General features: G+C 67.5%; 12 protein-coding genes and 1 pseudogene. 7 read left to right on the top strand and 6 right to left on the bottom strand.

Annotated elements, in window-relative coordinates; all coding sequences use genetic code 11:
- Positions 1-85 precede the first annotated feature (85 nt).
- From RHA1_RS08815 to RHA1_RS08805, 3 genes are read right to left on the bottom strand one after another with little or no spacing between them, the layout of a single operon-like run.
- Positions 86-979 carry a bifunctional 5,10-methylenetetrahydrofolate dehydrogenase/5,10-methenyltetrahydrofolate cyclohydrolase gene (locus RHA1_RS08815; RefSeq protein WP_011594739.1) on the bottom strand — a complete coding sequence of 298 codons (894 nt, stop codon included), beginning with the start codon at positions 977-979 and terminating at the stop codon, positions 86-88.
- Positions 976-1,602 carry a cyclodeaminase/cyclohydrolase family protein gene (locus RHA1_RS08810; RefSeq protein ID WP_011594738.1) on the bottom strand — a complete coding sequence of 209 codons (627 nt, stop codon included), beginning with the start codon at positions 1,600-1,602 and terminating at the stop codon, positions 976-978. Before RHA1_RS08810 ends, RHA1_RS08815 begins: the two co-directional genes overlap by 4 nt.
- Positions 1,599-4,061: a GcvT family protein gene (locus RHA1_RS08805; protein ID WP_011594737.1), complete on the bottom strand. Its 2,463-nt coding sequence runs from the start codon at positions 4,059-4,061 to the stop codon at positions 1,599-1,601. Before RHA1_RS08805 ends, RHA1_RS08810 begins: the two co-directional genes overlap by 4 nt.
- A 338-nt stretch (positions 4,062-4,399) precedes the next feature.
- Here RHA1_RS08805 and RHA1_RS08800 point away from each other — a divergent pair, with 338 nt between their 5' ends.
- Positions 4,400-5,200: an IclR family transcriptional regulator gene (locus RHA1_RS08800; protein ID WP_011594736.1), complete on the top strand. Its 801-nt coding sequence runs from the start codon at positions 4,400-4,402 to the stop codon at positions 5,198-5,200.
- A gap of 8 nt (positions 5,201-5,208) precedes the next feature.
- Here RHA1_RS08800 and RHA1_RS08795 read toward each other — a convergent pair whose 3' ends face one another.
- Complete coding sequence (locus RHA1_RS08795; protein WP_011594735.1) at positions 5,209-6,387, bottom strand: NAD(P)/FAD-dependent oxidoreductase; 1,179 nt, start codon at positions 6,385-6,387, stop codon at positions 5,209-5,211.
- Positions 6,384-6,728, bottom strand: a complete 345-nt coding sequence (locus RHA1_RS08790; RefSeq protein ID WP_009474505.1) for a bifunctional 3-phenylpropionate/cinnamic acid dioxygenase ferredoxin subunit — start codon at positions 6,726-6,728, stop codon at positions 6,384-6,386. The genes RHA1_RS08795 and RHA1_RS08790 overlap by 4 nt, the downstream gene beginning before the upstream one ends.
- A 198-nt stretch (positions 6,729-6,926) precedes the next feature.
- Between RHA1_RS08790 and RHA1_RS08785 the strand changes: the two genes are divergently transcribed.
- From RHA1_RS08785 to RHA1_RS08760, 6 genes and pseudogenes are all read left to right on the top strand, one after another.
- Complete coding sequence (locus tag RHA1_RS08785; protein WP_011594733.1) at positions 6,927-7,733, top strand: IclR family transcriptional regulator; 807 nt, start codon at positions 6,927-6,929, stop codon at positions 7,731-7,733.
- A 382-nt stretch (positions 7,734-8,115) separates the two neighbouring features.
- Complete coding sequence (locus RHA1_RS08780; RefSeq protein WP_011594732.1) at positions 8,116-9,288, top strand: aromatic ring-hydroxylating oxygenase subunit alpha; 1,173 nt, start codon at positions 8,116-8,118, stop codon at positions 9,286-9,288.
- Positions 9,285-10,908: pseudogene (locus RHA1_RS08775) on the top strand (BCCT family transporter). The gene RHA1_RS08780 and the pseudogene RHA1_RS08775 overlap by 4 nt, the downstream one beginning before the upstream one ends.
- Positions 10,905-12,425, top strand: a complete 1,521-nt coding sequence (locus tag RHA1_RS08770; protein WP_011594731.1) for an aldehyde dehydrogenase family protein — start codon at positions 10,905-10,907, stop codon at positions 12,423-12,425. Before RHA1_RS08775 ends, RHA1_RS08770 begins: the two are co-directional and overlap by 4 nt.
- Positions 12,426-12,482: 57 nt before the next feature.
- Positions 12,483-14,051: an APC family permease gene (locus tag RHA1_RS08765; RefSeq protein WP_009474500.1), complete on the top strand. Its 1,569-nt coding sequence runs from the start codon at positions 12,483-12,485 to the stop codon at positions 14,049-14,051.
- Positions 14,048-15,670 carry a GMC family oxidoreductase gene (locus RHA1_RS08760; RefSeq protein ID WP_011594730.1) on the top strand — a complete coding sequence of 541 codons (1,623 nt, stop codon included), beginning with the start codon at positions 14,048-14,050 and terminating at the stop codon, positions 15,668-15,670. Before RHA1_RS08765 ends, RHA1_RS08760 begins: the two co-directional genes overlap by 4 nt.
- On the opposite strand, the gene RHA1_RS08755 is transcribed toward RHA1_RS08760, so the two are convergent.
- Positions 15,573-16,754 (bottom strand): alpha/beta hydrolase family protein, encoded by a 1,182-nt coding sequence (locus RHA1_RS08755; RefSeq protein WP_041811272.1) that lies wholly within the window; start codon positions 16,752-16,754, stop codon positions 15,573-15,575. The two genes, RHA1_RS08760 and RHA1_RS08755, sit on opposite strands and share 98 nt — an antisense overlap.
- Positions 16,755-16,862: the final 108 nt, after the last annotated feature.

The following is a 16,862-nucleotide window of genomic DNA, read 5'->3' as shown; positions in this document are numbered from 1 at the left end:
AGGTGTCAGTCCGAGCGAACTGATATATCAGAATGGGCCCATGCTATTTCAGGCTCTACGAGCGGGTCAAGGGGTGGAGGCGGAGTCAGACGCTGCTGCGGAACCCGGCGAGCACGGACTCCGATCGAGTCTGGGCGTACTGGGTCCCGGCGGCGTCGACCGTGTGATTGAGCAGCAACGCGGTGGTCACCGGGCCCACCCCTCCGGGGACCGGGGTCAGCGCGCCGGCCCGACCGTCGACGGCCGCGGCGTCGACGTCACCGAGGAGTTGGCCGTCCGCGGTCGCGGTGGTCCCGACATCGATGACGACGGCGCCGTCGGCGACGTGGTCGGCCGTGATCAGTCCGGGGATGCCGACCGCGACGACGAGGATGTCGGCGTCACGGGTGCCGGCGGCCAGGTCGGTGGTGTGCCGGTGGCAGACGGTGACCGTCGCGTTGCGCTGCACGAGCAGATGCGCGACGGGACTTCCGACGACCGTCGATCTGCCGACCACCGTGGCCGTCCTGGCGTGCGGGGAGATTCCGTGGTGATCGAGGAGGGCGATCACGGCCTGTGCGGTGGCGGGCGCGAACGCGGGCAGACGCGCGACGAGACGGCCGAGGCTGACCGGGTTCGCGCCGTCGACGTCCTTGGCGGGGTTGATCGCTTCCCGGAGGGCGTCGAGGTCGGTTCCGTCCGGCAGGGGTGTCTGCAGGATGATGCCGTGGACGTCCGGGTCGTGGCCGAGCTCGACGAGCGTGCTGCGGATCTGCTCGGTCGATGCCGCGGCGCCGAGATCGACGATGTCGCACAGGATTCCGGTGCGCTTCGCGGCCGACGCGATGGACCGCACGTACCAGGCGGTCGATTCGTCGTCGGTGGCCTGCACGACCGCCAGCTTGGGCCGGGTACCGAGGTCGTTGAGTGCTGCGGCGGCGACGGATGCGTCGTTGCGGATGGAGGTGGCGAGTTCGGCGCCACCGAGGCTTCTGGTCATGAAGTCAGCTGCTTTCGTACTCGTGTCGTGACGGCGTCGGCACGCTCGACGATCGCGTCGACGCCGGACAGGCATTCGGTGAGGGCCCGGCGGGTGTCCGCATCGGTGATACCCGGCAGGTTCACCTCGATGTTGACCCGGGCGGTGGTGGCGGCTGCGCGGGCAGCCTCGGCGGCGGCCGCGACGTCGCTGACGACGGTGCGGTTCGCCACCGGCAGCAGGACGTCGGCGAGTGCGACGACGTCGCCTGCCGCGACCACCACCTCGGCGGGGACCGCGGCCGCGCCGGCGAGGGCGGTCGCGATCGCCGACGTGCGGGCATCGGATTCGTCGTCCGTGTCCTGGGGGAGCCGGTAGGCGTCGATGACGGCCGTGAATGCCGCCATGTCGTCGTCGGCGAACTGCAGTGCCTTCTCGCGGAACGCATCTGCGGACGCGCAGATGCGTTCGACGAGCATCCCGTGGTCGGCGTACCTCTTGCCGGTGGTGTAGCGGGCGACCATCGAGACCAGTGCGGCTGCCTGGCCGAGGTGGAGCGCGCCGGTCGCGCCGCCACCGGGCGCGGGAGTTCGATCGGCGAGCGAGTCCAGGAATCCGGCGATCGTGTCGTCTCGGAGGGTCATGATCGGATCTTCTTCATCTCGGGGTCGACGAGCGGCTCCGCCACGACCGTGGCGGGGATGCGGCGTCCGAAGTACTCGATCTCCACCGGGGTGTCGACGGTCGCGTTCGCGGGAAGCCAGGCGTAGGCGATCGGCGCCCCCACCGTGTGACCGAACGCCGCGCTCGTGACGTACCCGGCGGGCTGTCCGTCGACGAACACCGGCTCGTGGCCGAGGACCACCGACGTGCGGTCGTCGATCATGAGGCACGCCAGGCGCCGCTCCACCGTCTCGTCGGAGACGCCGTCGAGCGCGTCACGCCCACGGAAGTCGCCCTTCTGCAGTCGGACCGCGAACCCGAGACCGGCCTCGTAGGGATTGTGCTCGGTGGTCATGTCACTGCCCCACGAGCGGTAGCCCTTCTCCATCCGCAGGCTGTTGAACGCGGCCCGGCCGGCGGCGATCACATCGTACTTCTGCCCCTCCGCCCACAACAGATCCCACAGGCGCAGACCGTTGTCGGCGGACGTGTACAGCTCCCAGCCGAGTTCGCCGACGTACGACAGACGCATCGCCATGACGGGAACACCGCCGATGCGGACCTGCTTCGCCCGGAAGTACTTGAAGTTCTCGTTCGTGAAGTCGTCGGAGCTCAACGCCTGCACCAGATCCCGGGCGCGCGGACCCCACAACCCGATCCCGCACGTGCCGCCGGTGACGTCCCGGATCTGCACACTGCCGTCGTCCGGGGACTGGCGGCGGAAGTAGTCGAGATCGAGGTTGCCGTTGGCGCCGACCTGGAAGACGGTGTCGGACAGTCGAGTGACGGTGAGGTCGCTGCGGACGCCACCGGCGTCGTCGAGCGCGAGCGTGTAGGTGACGGACCCGACGGACTTGTCCATCTTGCCGGTCGTCAGCCGGTCGAGCAGGGCCAGTGCGCCTGCGCCGCTGATCTCGAGGCGCTTCAGCGGTGTCATGTCGTACATCGCCACCGAGGTTCGGGTCTTCCAGGCCTCGGCCGCGGCGATGGGGGAGTGGAACATCGCCGCCCACGGCTCCCGGGCCGGCGGCTGCCATTCGGCCGGAAGGTCCTGCACCAGATGGGCGTTGGACTCGAACCAGTGCGGGCGCTCCCAGCCGGAGCTCTCCAGGAACACGGCGCCGAGCTCCTTCTGTCGAGCATGGAACGGGCTGACCCGCAAGTCGCGGGGAGACTCCTTGGGCTGCAGCGGGTGCAGCACGTCGTAGATCTCGACGAAGTTCTGCTGCGACGTCTCGCTGACATAGTCGGGCGCGAGCTGGATCTCCTCGAAGCGGTGCACGTCGCAGCCGTGCAGTTCGACCTCGGAGCGGCCGTCGACGAGCAGTTGCGCGACGGCCCGTCCGACACCGGCGGAGTGCGTCACCCACACCGCCTCGGCGATCCAGAACCCGGCGACGTCCGGGGACTCGCCGATGAGCGGTCCGCCGTCGGGAGTGAACGAGAAGACACCGTTGAAACCGGCGTCCAGTTTCGCGGATTCGAGGCACGGTAGCAGCAACTTGCTCTGCTCCCACGACGGCGCGAAGTCCTCTTCGGTGAACGGCAGCATCGACGGCATGTCGGACGCGGACACGTCGTCGCTCTCGTCGAGGTCGCGCAGGTTCACGGGCATCGGGCGGTGGGCGTAGGTGCCGATGCCGAGACGGTCGACGTGCTCACGGAAGTACAGATCCTGGTCCTGGTGACGCAGGATCGGAAAGCCGGCCTCGGCGAGTTCGGTGTTGCGTCCGACGAGTTCGGGAATCTGCTCGGTCTTCGCGTACTGGTGCGCCAGGGGCAGCAGCGGGACGTCCATACCCACCATCGCGCCGATGTCAGGACCCCAGAAGCCCGCGCAGGACACCACGATGTCGGCGGGGATCACCCCGTCCGCGGTGGCGACGCCGGTCACTTTGCCGCCGCTCTGCTCGATGCCGATCACCTTCGTCGAACCCTGGAACACGGCACCGCGGGCCTCGGCGCGCCGGGCCAGCGCGACGACGACTCGGGACGCCTTCGCGAGACCGTCCGTCTCCACGTACAGCCCACCGAGTACGCGCTTCTCGTCCAGCAGCGGGTGCAGCTTCGCACACTCGGCCGGGTCGAGGACGGCGCCCTCGATGCCCCAGGACGTGGCCCAGCCCTGCTTGCGGTGCAGATCGGCGAGACGCTCGGGGGTGGTGGCCACCTCGAGCCCGCCGAGTTGGTTGAAGCACCATGCGCCGTCCACGTCGAGCCCGACGAACTTCTCGACCGTGTACCGGGCGAACTCGGTCATCGTCTTGGACGCGTTCGTCTGGAACACCAGGCCCGGTGCGTGTGACGTGGAGCCTCCGGTGAGCGGCAACGGTCCCTGATCGAGAACCGTGATCCGATCCCAACCGCGAGCGGTGAGCTCGTCGGCCAGATTCGCGCCGACGATGCCGGCTCCGATGATCACTACGCGCGGTGACCCCATGATGGTCCTCCTGGTTGGGTGGGTGCCTGTGTGTGGCGAAGTAGCGGGAGATTCGGTGTTCGGTGTGGGCTCGAACGGCGCCGGAAAGAACTGTGAATTGCGAAACGGATCGGACTGATCCGAACCAATATCGACAACTGATATATCAACACATTAGGTCTGGGCGAGTAAGGGGGTCAACCCCGAATTGCGGGCAATTCCACGACGATTGGTCGAGGAAATGGCAGTAATTCCGCGATCCGTGGTGGAAATGCGCACCGACCCGACTGTGATGACGCGGAACCGGGTGTGGATGGAGGTAACCGTCGCACGGTGATGTCGCCTATCCTGAAGTCGCGATGACTGAATTGGACGATAACTCGAATGGAGATCGGAGCCGGCCGTCCGGCGCTGTGCAGTCAGTGGACCGCGCTCTGGCGGTACTCGAAATCCTGGCGAGGCTCGGTACCGCCGGTGTCACCGAAATCGCCGATGAGTTGGGTGTCCACAAGTCGACCGCGTCGCGCCTCGTTGCCGTTCTGGATTCGCGAGGGTACGTCGCGCAATTGAAGAACCGGGGAAAATTCCAACTCGGCAATTCCATCGTCCGGCTGGCCCGCACCGCGTCGCCGGACGGCGATCTGGTGCGGCAGAGTCAGGAATTGTGCGCCGAACTGGCGGAAACTGTCGGTGAGAGCGTCAATGTGTCGATACTCGACGGCAATCGATCGGTCAGCATCGTCAAAGCGGACGGTCCGTCCGGCGTCGGTACCAATACCTGGGTGGGTCAAAGCAGCCCGGCGCATGCGACGGCGAGTGGAAAATTGTTGCTGACGGAATTGTCCGACAGTGAACTCGCGGAGCGCGTGGGAGAAACTCCGATTGCTCTCACGGCCAAGACTCTTACCGATGTGCCCGCGCTCGTGGAATCGTTGAACGCCGTTCGCGAGCGGGGATGGGCGGAGTCCGAGGAGGAACTCGAACTCGGGCTGAACGCGGTGTCCGTCCCGATCCGCGACTACACGTCGAAAATGATTGCTGCTCTGAGCGTGTCCGGCCCCGCCTACCGGCTGCTGCCGGAACGGTTCGAGGACGTCGCCCACGCCGCACTCGACACGTCCCAGCAGATCAGCAGCCGTTTGGGCTATGCCGTCACGTAGCGCCGGCATCAGGCCCGCGACCTAGCGAGTTGCTTCTTGTACCGGGTGAACAGCCGGGGACTGTTCATCGCGAACACGCCGACGGTGTCGCCGTCCCGGTCGTAGGTGGCCACGAACGTGCCGGTTCCGGGGTCGCCGTCGACGAACCGGACCTCGTCGGTGCTGTGTCTCGTGCCGGCGAACTGCAGCATCTTGCCGTACTGGTGGGACCAGAAGTACGGGATCGCGGCGGGCCCGGACGGCGTGGCCATGATCGTGTCGGCGACGGTGGCCGCCTGGGCGACGGCGTTGCTCCAGTGCTCGCTTCGGTGGTGCACCTGGTGGGCGTCGTCGAAAGTCCGTGCGCAGTCACCGATCGCGTACACGCCGGGCACGTTCGTGCGGCACGACGAGTCGGTGAGGAAACCGTCGTCGATCATCAATTCCGAATCGCGTGCCCATTCGACGTTGGGGACGGCCCCGATTCCGACCACCACGGCGTCCGCGGGGAGGATCGTTCCGTCGCTCAGCTGGACGGCTTCGACCGCGTCGTCACCGAGCAGCGCGGCGACGACTGCCCCGGTGAGGAGACGGACGCCGTGTGCGGCATGCTGTCCAGCGCAGATCGCCCCGAGTTCGATGCCGAGCGGGCCCGCCAGCGGCGTCGGTGACGCCTCGACGACGGTGACGTTCAGGCTCATGCGGGCCGCGGTGGAGGCCACCTCGGCGCCGATGAACCCTGCTCCCACGATCACGAGGTTCTGCGCACGCGACAGCGAATCCCGCAGTGCGCGTGCGTCGTCGATCGACCTGAGTGTGTGCACGCCGGCGAGGCCGGAGTGGCCGGGCAGGGTTCGGGCCCGCGCGCCCGTCGCGACGACGACGGCATCGGCGTCGAAGTGGGACCCGTCGTCGAACGTGACGCGGTGGAGCCCGCCGGGGGAGTAGACCAGACCGGTGGCCGTTCTGTTCATGCGCCATTCGACGTCGAGGGTGTCGTCGTCGCTGTTCATCAACAGCAGATCCTCGTCGGTCAGGTCGCCGGTGAGGAATTCCTTGGACAGGGGCGGCCGGTCGTAGGGCAGGGACTGCTCGCTGCCGGCCACGATGAGGCGGCCGGTGTATCCCTTCGCGCGCAGTGCGCGCACCGCCGACAGTCCGGCGAGGGAAGCGCCCAGTACCACAATGGAATTCGGGACAGTGTTCATCGGGCGTCGCCCTTCTGGTCGAGATGAAGCAGCACGGTGCCGTCGACGATCGACACGTCGTGTGTGCGAACCGCGATCTTGGCCGGCGGGCCCGAGGGCACTCCGGTGCGGAGGTCGAAGCACGCCTCGTGGAGCGGGCACTCGACGGTGCAGCCTTCCACCCAGCCGTCGGCGAGGGAGGCGTCCTGATGGGTGCAGGTGTCGTCGATGGCATACAGGCCGTCGGAGGTGTGGAAGACGGAGATGGGAGCCAAGCCCGGCGGGGTCACCGTGACGACTTCGCCCACGGGCAGTGTCACGAGTTCGCAGACGGGGAACGCCGTGGCGCCGGGGTGGGTCACAACTGGGGAATCGTTATCGAGAATCACTCGATACCTCCGAAAGCGTCGGGGAGGAAGGACAAGTTGTGGAGCGGTTGTTGCGCTATGCGCGACGACTTGCAAGCTGTGCAACACAATGCTCTCCGGTGCTCCCCCGCGGTGTCAAGCATTCGCGTGTAAAAACTGCGTTCCGGAAGTCGGTGGGCATAACCTCGGGGCATGAGTGAATCCGAGGCGCCCGCGGCCCAGGGCGCAGAAGGAAAGGCGAAGACCGTGCACGCGGTGGAACGTGCCATCGACGTGCTCGAGATAGTCGCGGCCGAAGGCCGTGTCGGCGCCTCGGAGATCGCCGTGCGTCTCGGCGTGCACAAATCGACCGTGTCACGCCTGATCGCATCGCTGCAGCAACGCGGATTCGTGGAGGAGGCGGGCGTCCGCGGTAAGTATCAGCTCGGATTCGCGGTAGTGCGGTTGGCCGAGGCCACGGTCGCGCAGAGCGGGCTCGTCGAGGTTGCGCAGCCGGAGTGCGACCGCCTGGCCGACGCCTTCGGGGAGACGGTCAACCTCGCCGTGCTGGACGGTGCGGCGACCCTCAATGTGCTCGAGGCCCGCAGCGATCGCCACGTCGCGCTGCGCACGTGGGTGGGTCAGGTGACCCCGGCGCACGCGACCGCGACGGGCAAGGTGCTGGTCTCGGAAATGACGTCCGGCCAGCTCCGAAGCCGGTTGGGGCCGCACCTGAGCGCGCTCACTCCCAACACGATCACCGACTTCAAGGCTTTCGACGTCGAACTCGAGCACGTGCGGTCGCGAGGGTGGGCGTCCACGGCCGAGGAGCTCGAAGCGGGGCTCAATTCCATCGCCGTACCGGTGCGGAGCAAGGTCACCAACCGGATCGTCGCGTCGATCTGCGTGTCCGGGCCGGAGTACCGGCTGGCGCCCGAACGATTCGAGGCGGTGGCACTCGAGCTCGCCGACGCAGTCGTGCGGATCGAGGCGCAGCAATCCGTCGGCGCGGGTGACTGACCGCCCGGAAGTGCTTCTCCCTCAAGGCGGGACGAACGGATAGTCCCGTTTGCCCGGGTTTCGGCCGTCCGCGGTTAACGCGGTGTTTCGGTCGTGTCGCGTCCACGAAAGAAGTGTCGAATGTGATGTTTGACACGTCTGCTGGCGACGGTCTAAGTTGTGTGAATCGCATAGCGTTGCTGATGACGCAACAATGCTGACGCCGCGATGACTCGGCGGGAACAGCTGTCCGCTGTTCGGACGGTCGCCGCGGATCGGGCACGCATGTCGTCACACTCGGCAACGGTGCCCCTTGCGATCTGCGCCCCCAACGCACACAGACATCAGGTCACAGCTCGACCGACACGCATCTTTCCCGGCAACGAAAGAAACGGTGACATCTATGTCCGCTCCGGACGTTCAAGCCCCCGCCCCTGCCTCCGCGCCCGCACCGGCACTGATCCCCACCCTGGGTGGCCGGTACTACACCGACGCCGACATCTTCACGGACGAACAGGAGAATCTGTTCGAGGCAATGTGGTTCTGCGCCGTCCGCGCCGCCGATCTCGCCGACCCCGGAGCCTTCCGGAAGATCACGGTGGGCCGGGAGAGCGTGCTCCTCGTCCGCGGCCGCGACGGGGAACTGCGCGCCTTCCTCAACATCTGCCGGCACCGCGGCGCCATGCTGTGCACCGAGGACGAAGGGCAGATCCGCAGAAACCTGCAGTGCCCCTACCACGCGTGGACGTACGGACTCGACGGCAAACTGGTGGCCGCCCCCAACATGGCCGCGCTGCGCGACGAGACCGGAGCCGACATCGACCGGGTGCGGTACGGGCTGGTGCCGGTCGCGCTTCGCGAATGGCTCGGCTACGCATGGGTGTGCCTGGCCGACGAACCTCCGTCGTTCGAGGACGAGGTCGTCGGCGCCGTCACCGAACGACTCGGTGATCCGGCCGCCATCGACCGGTACCAGATCGGAACCCTCGAACTCGGCCGCCGGATCGTCTACGACGTCGCGGCCAACTGGAAGCTGATCATCGAGAACTTCATGGAGTGCTACCACTGCGCGACCATCCACCCCGAGCTCACCGAGGTACTTCCCGAGTTCGCGGACGGCCTTGCGGCACAGTACTTCGTGGGGCACGGTGCCGCCTTCGGTGACGACGTCGAGGGATTCACCATCGACGGAAGCGGCGGATTCGAGTCGTTGTCCGGCATCAGCGAAGACCAGGACCGCAAGTACTACGCCATCACGATCCGGCCGCAGGTCTTCGTCAACCTCGTGCCCGACCACGTCATCTTCCACCGCATGTACCCCGTGTCCGCGGATCGCACCATCGTCGAATGCGACTGGCTGTACTCGCCGGAGGTCACCGCTTCGGGTCGCGACGTCTCCCGTTCGGTGGAGCTTTTCCACCGGGTCAACCAGCAGGACTTCGACGCCTGCGAGCGGACCCAGCCCACGATGGCGTCGAAGGCGTACCGGAACGGGGGTGTGCTGGTGCCCGCGGAACACCACATCGGCGAATTCCACGAATGGCTACTCGAAAGGCTGAGCGGGGATCCCCGATGACCTACGCCGGCGAACAACCGAGGGTGACCGACCCTCCCCGGGTGAACGGTGTCGATCCGCAACCCCGACACCAGGCGCAGGAGCAGCAGCCGTCCGACGGCGAGGGGCGGCGGAGCGTCGACAAGGTGGTGTTCGGCACTGCCGCGGCGCTCGGTGTCGGACTCATTCTGTGGGGACTGCTGGCACCGGAGAACCTCTCGATCGTGTCGACCGCGGCGCTGGACTGGCTGGTGGCCGACCTCGGTTGGCTGTTCATCGCCGCGTCGTCGGCGTTCGTCGTCTTCTCGCTCTACCTCGCGTTCTCCCGGTACGGCCGGATTCCGCTCGGCCGCGACGGCGAGAAACCGGAGTTCCGGACGGTGAGCTGGATCGCGATGATGTTCAGCGCCGGCATGGGCATCGGATTGATGTTCTACGGCGTCGCCGAGCCCGCCGCCGGGAACGGACGGCTCCGTCGGGTCGGCGATGGCCACGACGATGTTCCACTGGGGGCTGCATCCGTGGGCGATCTACGCGGTCGTCGGGTTGTCGATTGCGTACGGCTCCTACCGGCGTGGCCGCAAGCAGCTCATCAGCGCCGCATTCTTCCCCCTCCTCGGTCGCCGCTCGGAAGGCGCCGTGGGGAAGGTGATCGACATCCTCGCGATCATCGCGACGATGTTCGGCACCGCCGCGTCGCTCGGACTCGGCGCACTGCAGATCGGTTCCGGTCTCGAGATCATCGGCTGGATGGGCAATGTCGGCACGTTCGCGCTCGTCGCCCTCGTCGGGCTGCTGACATTCGCGTTCGTCGGTTCGGCGGTGTCGGGAGTGGCGCGGGGCATCCACTGGCTGTCCAACATCAACATGGTGCTGGCGGTGATTCTCGCGCTGTTCGTGTTCGTGCTCGGTCCGACCGTCCTCATCCTCAATCTGCTCCCCACCGCGATCGCGGACTACGCGGCGCAACTCGCCACCATGTCGGGGCGGACGGCCGCGAGTTCCGGCGACGACACGGCGTCCTGGCTGTCGTCGTGGACGATCTTCTACTGGGCGTGGTGGGTGTCATGGACTCCGTTCGTCGGAATGTTCCTCGCCCGGATCAGCCGGGGCCGCACCATCCGGCAGTTCGTGATCGGCGTGATCGTCATTCCCACCTCGGTCAGCCTCGTGTGGTTCGCGGTGTTCGGCGGCGCCGGCATCGGACAGCAGCAGGACGGAGTCGACCTGGCGGCGCGTTCGTCGACCGAAGGCCAGTTGTTCGGGATGCTCGACCATCTGCCGTTGACGGGGTTCGCCACCGTGCTGGTCATGGTGCTGGTCGCGATCTTCTTCGTGTCCGGCGCGGACGCCGCCTCCCTGGTGATGGGCACCCTGTCGCAGCGGGGTGCACGCGAACCGAGCACGTGGGTCGTCATCTTCTGGGGAACCCTCACCGGGGGCACGGCGGCACTCATCCTCTGGACCGGCGGCTCGGACGCCCTGCAGGGTCTGCAGACGATGACGATCATCGCGGCCGCGCCGTTCCTCCTGGTGATGATCGGATTGTGCTTCTCGCTGTACCGGGACGTCTCCCGTGATCCGCTCATCGTCGGTTCATCGAAAAAGTATGCACACGAGAGGGTTTCGGACACAGTATGAAGATGACGGCACTATCCGCGGATCAGGGCGTCCAGAGGTTGTTCGGGAAGGTGAATTTCATCGCGGGGGAGTGGGTGGCGGCGACGTCGGGGCGCACCCGCGACTGCATCGACCCGGCAACCGGGAACGTGATCGCCACGGTCGACGAGGCGTCGCCCGAAGACGCGGCGCGAGCCGTGCAGGCGGCCCGGTCGGCCTTCGACGCCGGGGACTGGCCGGAGACGGCGGTCGCCGTGCGGTCGTCGCTCCTGTCGCGTGTCGCGGATCTGCTCGAGCGCGACAAGGAGGAATTGGCGCGTATCGAGACGCTGAACACCGGTAAGACGTTGGTGGAGAGCCGAATCGACATCGACGACGTCGTCTCGGTATTCCGGTACTACGCCCGGCTGGCCCTCGTCTCCAGCGACCGGGTGGTCGACGTGGGTGACCCCGCCGTCGTCTCCCGGGTCGTTCGCGAACCGATCGGGGTGTGCGTCCTCATCGCGCCGTGGAACTACCCGCTGCTCCAGATTTCCTGGAAGGTGGCACCCGCACTGGCCGCCGGTTGCACGATGGTGCTCAAGCCCAGCGAAGTCACGCCACTGAGCACGATCGCGTTCGCCCGGCTGATCGAGGAGGCGGGTGTGCCCGCCGGTGTCGTCAACCTGGTGCAGGGGAGCGGCGCCGACCTCGGACCCGCGCTGACCGACACCGGTGACGTCGACTTCATCTCGTTCACCGGTGGACTCGCGACCGGCACCACCATTCTGCGGACGGCCGCGAAGCACGTCACGAAGGTCGCCGTGGAACTCGGCGGGAAGAACCCGCACATCGTGTTCGCGGACGCCGAGTGGGAGTCGTCGGTCGACCAGGTGCTCACCGGCGTCTTCCTGCATTCGGGGCAGGTGTGCTCGGCCGGGACGCGGTTGATCGTCGAGGAGTCGATCGCCGACGACTTCGTCGCCGCCCTCGTCTCGCGCGCCGAGGCCATCCGCGTCGGCCCCGGGCTCGATCCCGGCACCGAGACCGGACCTCTCGTGTCGACGGCGCAGCGCGACAAGATCGAAGCCTATGTGGCACTAGGTATCTCCGAGGGAGCGGCACTCCGGACGGGTGGTTCCCGGCCCGCCGATCCCGCGCTCGACGGCGGCAGCTACTACCTGCCCACCATCTTCGACCACTGCGACCGGTCCATGCGCATCGTACAGGAGGAAACGTTCGGGCCCATTCTCACGGTCGAGAGGTTCACCACCGAGGAGGACGCGGTCCGGCTCGGCAACGACACCGAGTACGGCCTCGCCGCCGGAGTCCGGACGTCGGACGCCGCCCGCGGCGAACGGGTGGTGCGCCGCCTGCGCCACGGGACGGTGTGGCTCAACGACTTCGGGTACTACACCGCGGCGGCGGAATGGGGCGGATTCAAGAAGTCCGGCAACGGGCGCGAACTCGGACCCGCCGGGCTCTCCGAATACCAGGAAGTCAAACACATCTGGAACAACACGACCTCGCCTCTCGCGGGTTGGTTCACCGCGACCTGACGTGCTCCCGGCAGGGGCGCGCGAGCAGGCCTACTCACCTTCTCAGGAAGTGATCGAATGACCAGTACCGACAATACGACCGGCGATCACGACAGTGGACTCGAGGAATTCGGCTACAAGGAGTCCCTCGATCGCAGTATCGGCAAGTTCGCGAGCTTCGCCGCGGGCGTCAGCTACATCTCCATCCTGACCGGCACTTTCCAGTTGTTCTACTTCGGATTCGGCACCGCAGGCCCCGCCTACCTGTGGTCGTGGCCGTTGGTGTTCGTCGGCCAGCTCGCCGTGGCGCTCTGCTTCATGGAGTTGGCCGCAAAATATCCGATCGCCGGCTCCGTGTACAACTGGGCGAAGACGCTCGGCAGCCGAATAGTGGGGTGGTCCGCGGGCTGGCTGATGCTCACCGCGTCGATCGTCACCCTGTCGGCCGTTGTGCTGGCGCTGCAGCTCAACCTGCCGCGGCTGTGGAGCGGCTTCCAGATCGTCGGTGACGGCACCGGAGAACACGACTTCGCCACCAACGCCGTCATTCTCGGGACGGTGATGATCGGCTTCACCACCGTCGTCAACGCGCTCGGTGTCCGTCTCATGGCGATGATCAACAGCGCCGGGGTGTTCATCGAGATCATCGCGGCGGTGCTGATCGCGATCATCCTCGCCGCCAACATGACCCGCGGCCCACAGGTGTTCTTCTCCACCCACGGATACGGCGCAGGCGAAAGCGGCGGATACCTCGGTGCGTTCCTGGTGGCGACGCTCGCGTCGGGTTACGTGATGTACGGCTTCGACACCGCGAGTTCACTGGGCGAGGAGACGGTGGAACCCCGACGGACGGCCCCCAAGGCGATCTTCCGCGCGATCCTCGCCTCGTTCGTGATCGGCGGCGCGATCCTCGTGTTCGCCGTGATGGCGGCACCCGACCTCGACGACCCGAAGATCGGCGCGTCGGACGGCAGCCTGCAGTACATCGTGGAGCAGGTGATGTGGGGTCCGCTGGGCACGATCTTCCTGGTGTGCATCGTGATCGCGGTGACGGTCTGCTCGCTGGCGGTGCACACCGCCGCGATCCGGCTGACCTTTGCCATGGCCCGCGACAACGCCCTCCCGTTCGGTGAGCGGCTCGCCCGGGTCCACCCGCGGACGCGGACACCCGTCGTGCCTGCGGTGACCATCGGGGTGGTGGCCGCGCTGATCCTGGTGGTCAACATCGGTCAGCCGCACATCTTCACCGTGCTGACGTCGATCGCGATCATCATGATCTACCTGGCCTACCTGATGGTCACCGGGCCGATGCTGAAGAAGCGGCTGCGGGGTGAGTGGCCGCCGCGGGACCTGAAGGAGGGCGGCTACTTCACGATGGGCAGATGGGGACTGCCCGTCAACCTCGTCGCACTCGTCTGGGGAATCGGGATGGCCCTCAACCTCGCGTGGCCGCGCGAGGCCGTGTACGGCGAACCGTGGTACAACACCTGGGGCGCCTTCGTCTACATCGGCGTCATCCTCGGGTTCGGCCTGTTGTGGTACCTCACCACCGGCCGGCACCACATCGGAACGTTGACGTCACACTGCGCGGCGGTGGTAACGCCCGCGCCGGAATCCGAACCGAACGACAAGGAGCTCGCCCGATGACCGACGGCGAATCGAAGAGCACTGCAGGGGAATTCGACTACGTGATCGCGGGCGGTGGCAGCGCGGGCTGCGCTCTCGCGGCACGTCTCAGCGAAGACCCGTCGGTGACGGTGTGCCTGCTCGAGGCGGGCCCGTCCGACGTCGGGGACCGGGCGATCCTCGAGCTGTCGCAGTGGATGCATCTGCTCGACTCCGGGTACGACTGGGACTATCCCGTCGAGCCGCAGGAGAAGGGCAACAGCTTCATGCGGCACGCCCGGGCCAAGGTCCTCGGTGGCTGCTCGTCCCACAACTCGTGTATCGCATTCTGGCCGCCTGCCGAGGCACTCGACGACTGGGAGGCGATGGGGGCGTCGGGTTGGGGTGCGCGCGACATCCTCCCGTACGTCAGCCGGCTGGAGAGCAACGACGCCCCCGGCGACGGGCACGGCCGCAGCGGGCCCGTGCGGCTGCGGGACGTCCCGCCGAACGACCCGTGCGGCCGAGCGGTTCTCGACGCCGCCGCCGCGGTAGGGCTGCCGACGGTCGCCTTCAACCGCGGCGGAACGGTGCTCAACGGCGCCGGATGGTTCCAGATCAACGCGTCCGAGGACGGCACCCGGATGTCGTCGTCGCACGCCTACCTGCACCCGATCCTCGGGACCCGGCCCAACCTGGAGGTCCGGACCGGCTGCTGGGTGAGTGAGATCCTGTTCGACGAGCAGCAGACGGCGACGGGCGTCCGGTACCAGCGTCCCGATCTCACCGGCTACGACACGGTGTCGGCGCGACGGGAGGTGGTGGTGACGGCCGGGGCCATCGACACACCGAAGCTCCTGATGCTGTCGGGTATCGGTCCGGCGGAGCACCTCGCGGAGTTCGGGATCCCCGTGCGCGTCGACTCGCCCGGTGTCGGATCGAACCTCGACGATCACGTCGAGGGCCTCGTGTTCTGGGAGGCGTCCCAGCCGATGGTCACCGAATCGACGCAGTGGTGGGAGATCGGACTGTTCGCGACCACCCGGGAGGGGCTGAACCATCCGGACCTGATGATGCACTACGGCAGCGTCCCGTTCGACATGAACACCCTGCGGTGGGGTTACCCGACCACCGACAACGGATTCTGCCTGACACCCAACGTCACTCAGGGCCGCTCCCGCGGAACGGTCCGGCTGCGGTCGCGGGACTTCCGTGACCGCGCGAAGGTCGACCCCCGATACTTCACCGACAGTGAGGGCCACGACGACCGGGTGATGCTGTCCGGGGTGAAGCTGGCCCGCACGATCGCCGAGCAGAAGGCGCTACGCGGTTGGATTGCCCGCGAACTGGCGCCGGGACCCGACGCGGTGACGGACGCCGAGATCCTCGACTACATCCACAAGACCCACAACACGGTGTATCACCCCGCGGGCACGGCCCGCATGGGCGCCGTCGACGACCCGATGGCGGTGCTCGACCCGGAACTGCGGGTCAAGGGGGTTCGAGGACTGCGGGTGGTCGACGCGTCGGCGATGCCGAAACTGCCGCACGTCAACCCGAACATCACGGTGATGACGATGGCCGAGAGGTGCGCGGATCTGCTCCGCGGCCGGGCCGGGTCCGGGCTGCGGGCGGCGGAGTCGACGTTGTCCGAGGTCTGATCCGGGCGTCGATCGCCTCGGCGGTCCTTCGCCAGATCTCACTCTCCGGATCGATGACGGTGAAATGATCGCCGGGCCCCTCGATCCGCACGACGTCGTCGGGTGTCGCCGCGGCGGCGTCGTGGTACTCCCTGCTCATCTCCAGCATGTCCGGCTCGTCGTCGACGGCGCACACCACCAGCTGGGCGGTGCCCAGCGGCAGTCGCTCGATCGGTGACGACCGTTCGTACGTCGCCCGGTCGCCGGCCCGGTCGCCGCCGACCGCATCCGCCACCGCGCCCTCTCCGAGGTGGCGTTCGCCGGCGAGCCGCAGATTCAGCACCCCGGCGAGGCTGACGGCCAGCGCCGGACGAACCGCTGCGTCCTCGGCCGCGGCGTCGGCGGCGGCGCGGAGAGCGAGCTGAGCACCGGCCGAATGGCCGAGGATCACGACCCGCTCCGGGTCCGCCTCCGGCACCGTCGCGACGGCCTGCACGGCATCGTCGACATCGGACGCCATTGCGGCCCAACGATTCTCCGCGCCGCGCCGGTACTCGACATTCCAGGTGACGTACCCGCGGGCCGTCAGGTCGACTGCCAGCGCGTCCATCAGGTCGGACTCCCAACGCGGACGCCAGAATCCGCCGTGGATCAGCACGACGACGGGAAAGGGGCCGTCGCCGCCCGGAATCCGCAGTTCCACTCGCTGATCGGGGTGGTCGCCGTAGTGGACGATCCGTGCGGGGTGGAAGCGGTGGTGATACCAGCTGTCGACGGCGTAGCGGAGTCCGTCGAGTCCGCGCCCCCGAATGTGGACCCGGGTGCGCGGCGAGCGGTCGGCCTCGCACTCCCCGAGATCGACGCGGATCGCCCCGCCGGCCGGGGCGGTGAAGGAGGCCCCGGCACCGGGCACGGCGATGAACTCGCCTCGCCCCGCCGCCGACCGCACGGCCCGCTCCAGCCCGGCGGTGTCCGCGGCGAACGTCAACTCACCGGTCAGGCCGCGCGCATCCAATGCCCGGCCCACGAGTTCCTCCGCGGTTCCGCGGTGCGCCACCACGCCGGGGGCGAAGACGATGTCGACTCTGCGCGGTGGTTCGCTCACCCGGTCACCGTACGTACCCGTGACGACATCTGGCCAGGACACGCGAGATCCGTGCGCCAACCGCCGATTGGCGGCGGTGGTGCTGGTGCAATGTAATTCGGGTCTCGT

The sequence above is a fragment of the Rhodococcus jostii RHA1 genome (assembly GCF_000014565.1).
In the GTDB taxonomy this organism is placed as follows: domain Bacteria; phylum Actinomycetota; class Actinomycetes; order Mycobacteriales; family Mycobacteriaceae; genus Rhodococcus_F; species Rhodococcus_F jostii_A.
The sequence above is the reverse complement of the archived record's forward strand: the minus strand, read 5'-3'. Positions and strand labels throughout refer to the sequence as shown.